Genomic DNA, 6,070 nt, shown 5'->3' with positions numbered 1-6,070 from the left:
TGGTATGGATACAAATCCTTTTGCTGTGGAATTAGCGCGGGTAACTTTGATGATAGCGCGGAAAATTGCGATTGATGATTTATGTTTGACTGAACCTGCTTTACCTTTGGATACTTTGGATGATAATATTGTTTGTCAAGATGCTTTGTTTAGTGAATGGGTCAAAGCTGATGCTATTATTGGAAATCCACCGTTTTTGGGTGGTAAAAACATGAGAATGGATTTAAATGATAAATATGTAGATAGAATTTTTCAACGTTTTCCGAAAGTTAAAGATGTAGATTTTTGTGCTTATTGGTTTCGGTTGGCTCATGATAAAATTGATGAGAAGGGTAGAGTTGGTTTGGTTGGTACTAATTCTATAAGTCAAGGTAAAAGTAGAATTGCGGCTTTAGATTATATTACTCAAAATGGTGGTTATATTCATGAGGCTGTTTCTACACAACCTTGGTCTGGTGCTGCGAAGGTTCATGTGAGTATTATTAATTGGTGTAAGGATAAACCGCGAAAATATTATTTAGATGATCTTGTAGTTTCACAAATCAATTCTTCTCTAAAATCTAGTGTTGATGTTTCTCAAGCTGTGCGGTTAAAAGTAAATCTCAATAAATGCTTTCAGGGTGTAATTCCTGTGGGAAAAGGATTTTTTGTAACTGAACAACAGGTTACAGATTGGATAAAAACAGATGTAAAAAATCAAGATGTTCTTAAACAATCTATTTCAGCACAAGATTTAACAGATAATCCTCATGGTACACCGAAAAGATGGATTATTGATTTTAATGATATGAGTCTTGAGGATGCTAGTGATTATCAATTACCTTTTGAACACATTAAAACCTATGTTAAATATGAACGGGATAGTAATCGTAGAGATGTTACCAGAATGAATTGGTGGAAATATGGTGAAAAAAGACCAGCAATGAGAACAGCATTATCTACTTTATCATTTTATTTTGCAGTTCCTTGTCATTCTAAATGGTTTATTTTTTCACGAGTTAATAAAGATTGGCTACCTAATAACTCTATTACTGTTCTCGCATTAGATGATTTTTATATCCTTGGTATTCTCACATCTAACGTACATCGTGTTTGGGTAAAAGCGCAAAGTTCGACTTTAAAAGGTGACACTCGTTATACTCACAACACTTGTTTTGAAACCTTCCCATTTCCGCAAACAGTAGATATCAACCTAGTCCAACAAATTCGCACTAAAACAGAAGAACTACATGAATATCGTAGTCAACAAATGGAAACCAAACAATGGGGAATCACCACATTATATAATAAATTTTTCACCGAACCGAGCAGTCAACTTTATAAACTACATCAACAATTAGATAAACTGGTAATGTCAGCTTATCAATTCAACCCAGAAGATGATATTTTAGAAAGACTGCTGCTATTAAATTTAGAGTTAGCGGAAAAAGAAAAACAGGGAATTAAAATTATTGGACCAGAAATAGCAAATTAGTATGTAAATAGGTGAACGGAAAAAAACCGACATAAGTAACGAAAAGTAAAGTTACCCGAAACCTCTTTTCTGTTCCCTGTTCTCTGTTCCCAGTTAAGAGTTCCCTCACTATAACGACAATTTTTAACGCCAACCTACTTATCTTGTTATTATGTCTAAATTCAAATCACTAGAGTTATTTACGGGTGCTGGAGGTTTAGCAATGGGATGCACTCGCGCTGGCTTTGATCATCAAGCGCTTGTGGAGCGAGATAAACATAGTTGTCATACCATTCGTGAAAATCAGCAGCGAGGGATGCAACTTGTAAGCGACTGGTGTATCCATCAAATAGACGTAGCTGATTTTAACTACTCTAATATCAGAGGAGAAATAGACCTTTTAGCAGGTGGTCCACCTTGTCAACCTTTTTCCATTGGTGGTAACCATCATGGTTATTTAGATAAACGGGATATGTTTCCCGAATTTTTACGGGCTGTGCGGGAATTACGTCCCAAAGCTTTTTTAATTGAAAATGTCCGTGGTTTAGTGCGACCTAATTTTATTAATTATTTTGAGTATATTATTTTACAGTTAAATCATCCTGAATTGCAACCCCACACTGATGAATCTTGGGCTGATCATTTAGTCAGACTTGAGGAACATCAGCGTAGTAATATCAAGGATGAACTTAGTTATCGGGTAAAGTGGCAGTTATTAAATGCAGCTAATTATGGAGTTCCACAAAAACGTGAGCGAGTTTTTATTGTGGGTTTCCGTTCAGATTTACAAGCTAACTGGTCTTTTCCTGAACCAACCCATACAGAAGAGGCGCTGATTTGGGATCAATGGGTGACGGGTGAATACTGGGAACGTCACGGTATTGCTAACTTATACCGTCCAGAAATGCCCATAAAAATACGCAGTAGCTACCAACGGAAAGGGGCGAGTTTACTGGCTAGTATAACTTCTCCCTGGCAGACTGTTAGGGATGCAATAACTGACTTACCACCACCTGAAAACACTAATTTAGCGGCAGAAATTCCTAATCATATCTACATTCCTGGTGCTAAAAGCTATCCCGGTCATACAGGTAGTTCTTGGTATAAACCAGCCAAAACCCTGAAAGCAGGTGTGCATGGTGTTCCTGGTGGCGAGAATATGCTTGCTTTTCCTGACGGACAAGTCCGCTATTTTACGGTGCGTGAGGCTGCAAGATTGCAAACTTTCCCTGATGATTACTACTTCCCCGGTGCTTGGGGTGAGTCAATGCGTCAAATTGGTAATGCTGTACCTGTTACCCTGGCCTATACTATTGCTACTAGCATCCGCACCCATTTACAAGAAGTTCAATGTTGCGTGAAAATTAAAACATCTGTCTAGTTAAAATTGATCATGCCATTAGAAGTTTTTCAAGCACCTCCAACACTGCGTGAGCAATTAATTGAGTTTCAGACTAGACAGCATTGTTATCCTCTCGCTGAACTGGATGAACTTAAAGAAGAGTTAGCTGGTTATGTTGGTGTTTACTTACTTTATTACCGGGGAGAATTTCCCCTTTACTCAGCTATAACTTACGCAAATCAAAATTCTTGTTGTCTACCAATTTACATTGGTAAAGCGGAAAATTCAGGGAAGCGAACTGGACAAAGAACTATTACAGGGGGTTTAATTGGTCGTTTAAGAGAACATAGAAATTCTATTCGTCAAACTAACAATCTTGATGTTGCAGATTTTCACTTTACAGTGGTAGCAATGGCTGTGGATTTAGTTGCTTGGGGTGAATCGGTGCTGATTCGGCATTTTCAGCCTGTTTGGTGTAGTATTATTTCTGGTTTTGGCATTCATGCACCCGGTAAAGGAAGGGGTTTACAAATGCGATCGCTATGGGATGAAATACACTCAGGCAGATCCTTTGCTACAGCTTTACTGTCCAATCCCGTTACCATTTCTAGTTTACAGCCCCAGGTATATAAACACTGTCAAAATCTTTGTGTGCATTTGGGATGCCCGTGTTTAGGTGAAAATAGATATGAATAAATTACCACCAAAAACAGGTAAAAATAAAAAAAGGATCTTTGTATAACCAATACAGTTTTTCATGGAAATCAACTTTAACGTTCCCTTATTGGCTACAGCCACAGAAACAGCAGATAGTTCCATGGTGTTAGCGGCCGTACTATTGAGTTTAGTCGTGATTTACTTTGCCAGCAAGGTGGGGGGGGAATTATCCAACAAAATCGGTTTACCTGCGGTTTTAGGTGAACTTGTCGGGGGTGTGGTTGTCGGTGTCTCTGTACTGCATTTGTTGATATTCCCTGAGGGTGGTACAGACGCTGCTAATTCTTTGATTATGTCCTTTTTACAAATCACCGCTGGGTTAAGCCCAGAAGCGACACCACAGGTATTTGCAGCCCAGTCTGAGGTGATTTCGGTTTTATCAGAATTGGGTGTGATTATCCTCTTGTTTGAAATTGGCTTAGAGTCTAATCTCAAGGACCTTATGGCGGTGGGTATTCAGGCTTTTGTTGTGGCTACCGTGGGGGTGATAGTTCCTTTTGCTGCGGGAACTGTGGGGTTAATGACAATATTTGGTGTTAGTGCTATACCTGCTATTTTCGCTGGTGCGGCTTTAACTGCAACTAGTATTGGAATTACCTCTAAGGTGCTTTCGGAAATAGGTCGCTTAAATTCTAAGGAGGGACAGATTATCCTGGGTGCTGCGGTTATTGATGATGTTTTGGGAATTATCGTGCTGGCTGTGGTTGCTAGTTTAGCTAAAGATGGGGCGGTTGATGTTGGTAATGTGGTTTATTTAATTATTAGCGCCAGTGCTTTTTTGATTGGGGCGGTGGTTTTTGGTAATGTATTTAATAAATCCTTTGTGGCGATCGCTGATAAACTTAAAACTAGAGGGGAATTAGTCATCCCGGCCTTCATTTTTGCCATTATCATGTCTTACCTAGCCTCTGTCATCCATTTAGAGGCAATTCTGGGAGCTTTTGCTGCTGGTTTGGTTCTGGAAGAAACGGACAAACGCAAGGAATTACAAAAGCAAGTTATCCCCATTGCGGATATGCTAGTTCCAGTTTTCTTTGTGACTGTGGGAGCAAAAACTGATTTAGGAGTCTTAAACCCAGCTATTCCCACAAATCAAGAAGCCTTAATCATGGCAACTTTCCTGATTACTGTCGCCATTATTGGTAAAGTGGTGACAGGACTAACAGTATTTGGTCAACCGGGAATTAATCGCTTGGCTATTGGTGTAGGAATGATTCCCAGGGGTGAGGTAGGTTTAGTATTTGCTGGTGTAGGTGCTGCTAGTGGTGTCCTTTCCAAACCACTAGGGGCGGCAATTATTATGATGGTGATTATTACCACATTTATCGCTCCTCCCCTGTTAAGAATCGTATTTCCAGAATCAAACACTACAGTCAATTTAGACAGTAAATCGGAAAAATTATTATAGCAGGAGTAAATTACCCACCACTTCCCTTTGGGTAAGTGGGGGCTTTTAAAGCCCAGAGTTTACCCGACTAAGTGTTAAATCACTACGATTTTCAGGTCATCTCACCTACAAATACGCAGCCAGTTTGTAGCTGCTGAGGTTAACAGTTAAACAGGCTTATTGGGTTAATCCAGTGCTGTTAGCGTAAAAAGCCTTTAAATCTTTGTCTAGGCTAACATTACCCGCAAGGAGGGACAATATGTCCAAAGTATTTGTTTTAGATACCAACTTCACGCCATTAAACCCAATTCATTCAGCGCAAGCTAGACAACTACTAAGAAGCAAAAAAGCAGCAATATTTAGACAGTTTCCGTTCACAATTATCCTCAAAAAATCGCGTCCTGACTCACCAGTATCGTCGCTAAAGCTAAAGATTGACCCTGGTGCAAAGTTCACGGGAATGGTATTAGTTAATGATTCAACTGGCGAAGTTGTATTTGCTGCTGAATTAAAACATAGAGGCTTTGCAATTAGAGATGCTTTAACTTCTAGAAGGCAATTAAGACGTTCTAGACGTGCAAGAAAAACTCGTTACAGACAACCAAGGTTTTTGAATAGAACCTGTCTAGAAGGATGGTTAGCACCGAGCCTACAAAGTCGAGTTGAAAATATTAAAACTTGGGTTGAAAGATTGCGTAAACTTGCACCAATTCAGGCTATTAGCCAAGAATTAGTCAGGTTTGATATGCAATTAATGGCTAATCCTGATATTCAAGGTAAGGAATATCAACAGGGAACTTTAGCTGGTTACGAAACCAGAGAATACTTGCTAGAAAAGTGGGGTAGACAATGTGCTTACTGTGGAGCGAAAGACGTTCCTTTTCAAGTAGAACATATTCATCCACGAGCCAAGGGTGGTAGTAATTCAATTACGAATCTCACTTTAAGTTGTGAAAAGTGTAACACCAAAAAGGGAACGAAAGACATCAAAGATTTTCTCAAAAAAGACCCTTCAAAGTTAGAAAAAATCTTGAAGCAAGCTAAAAGACCACTGGCTGATGCAGCAGCAGTAAACACGACTCGTACTGCATTACTAGAAGTTCTAAAAGCAACCGGACTACCTGTAGAAACAGGTTCAGGAGGTTTAACTAAATTTAATCGTAGTCAACAA

5 protein-coding genes are annotated in these 6,070 nt (G+C 39.2%); all 5 read left to right on the top strand.

Features of this window, described 5'->3' with window-relative positions; all coding sequences use genetic code 11:
* A partial coding sequence (locus H6F62_RS20150; protein WP_190372824.1) for a class I SAM-dependent DNA methyltransferase occupies positions 1-1,474 on the top strand: 1,474 nt, incomplete at its 5' end.
* 151 nt (positions 1,475-1,625) lie between these two features.
* A complete protein-coding gene (locus H6F62_RS20145; protein WP_137909675.1) occupies positions 1,626-2,834 on the top strand; it encodes a DNA cytosine methyltransferase in 1,209 nt (402 codons plus the stop codon).
* 12 nt (positions 2,835-2,846) lie between these two features.
* Positions 2,847-3,491, top strand: a complete 645-nt coding sequence (locus H6F62_RS20140) for an Eco29kI family restriction endonuclease (protein WP_137909676.1) — start codon at positions 2,847-2,849, stop codon at positions 3,489-3,491.
* A gap of 49 nt (positions 3,492-3,540) precedes the next feature.
* Positions 3,541-4,920 (top strand): cation:proton antiporter, encoded by a 1,380-nt coding sequence (locus H6F62_RS20135; protein ID WP_190372825.1) that lies wholly within the window; start codon positions 3,541-3,543, stop codon positions 4,918-4,920.
* A 238-nt stretch (positions 4,921-5,158) separates the two neighbouring features.
* A partial coding sequence (iscB, locus tag H6F62_RS20130) for an RNA-guided endonuclease IscB (RefSeq protein WP_190372823.1) occupies positions 5,159-6,070 on the top strand: 912 nt, incomplete at its 3' end.

This window comes from Anabaena sp. FACHB-1391 (assembly GCF_014696755.1).
In the GTDB taxonomy this organism is placed as follows: domain Bacteria; phylum Cyanobacteriota; class Cyanobacteriia; order Cyanobacteriales; family Nostocaceae; genus Dolichospermum; species Dolichospermum planctonicum.
The sequence above is the reverse complement of the archived record's forward strand: the minus strand, read 5'-3'. Positions and strand labels throughout refer to the sequence as shown.

Coding starts and splice junctions, on each gene's coding strand:
- H6F62_RS20145 (WP_137909675.1), top strand. CDS start 1,626: ATGTCTAAATTCAAATCACTAGAGTTATTTACGGGTGCTGGAGGTTTA.
- H6F62_RS20140 (WP_137909676.1), top strand. CDS start 2,847: ATGCCATTAGAAGTTTTTCAAGCACCTCCAACACTGCGTGAGCAATTA.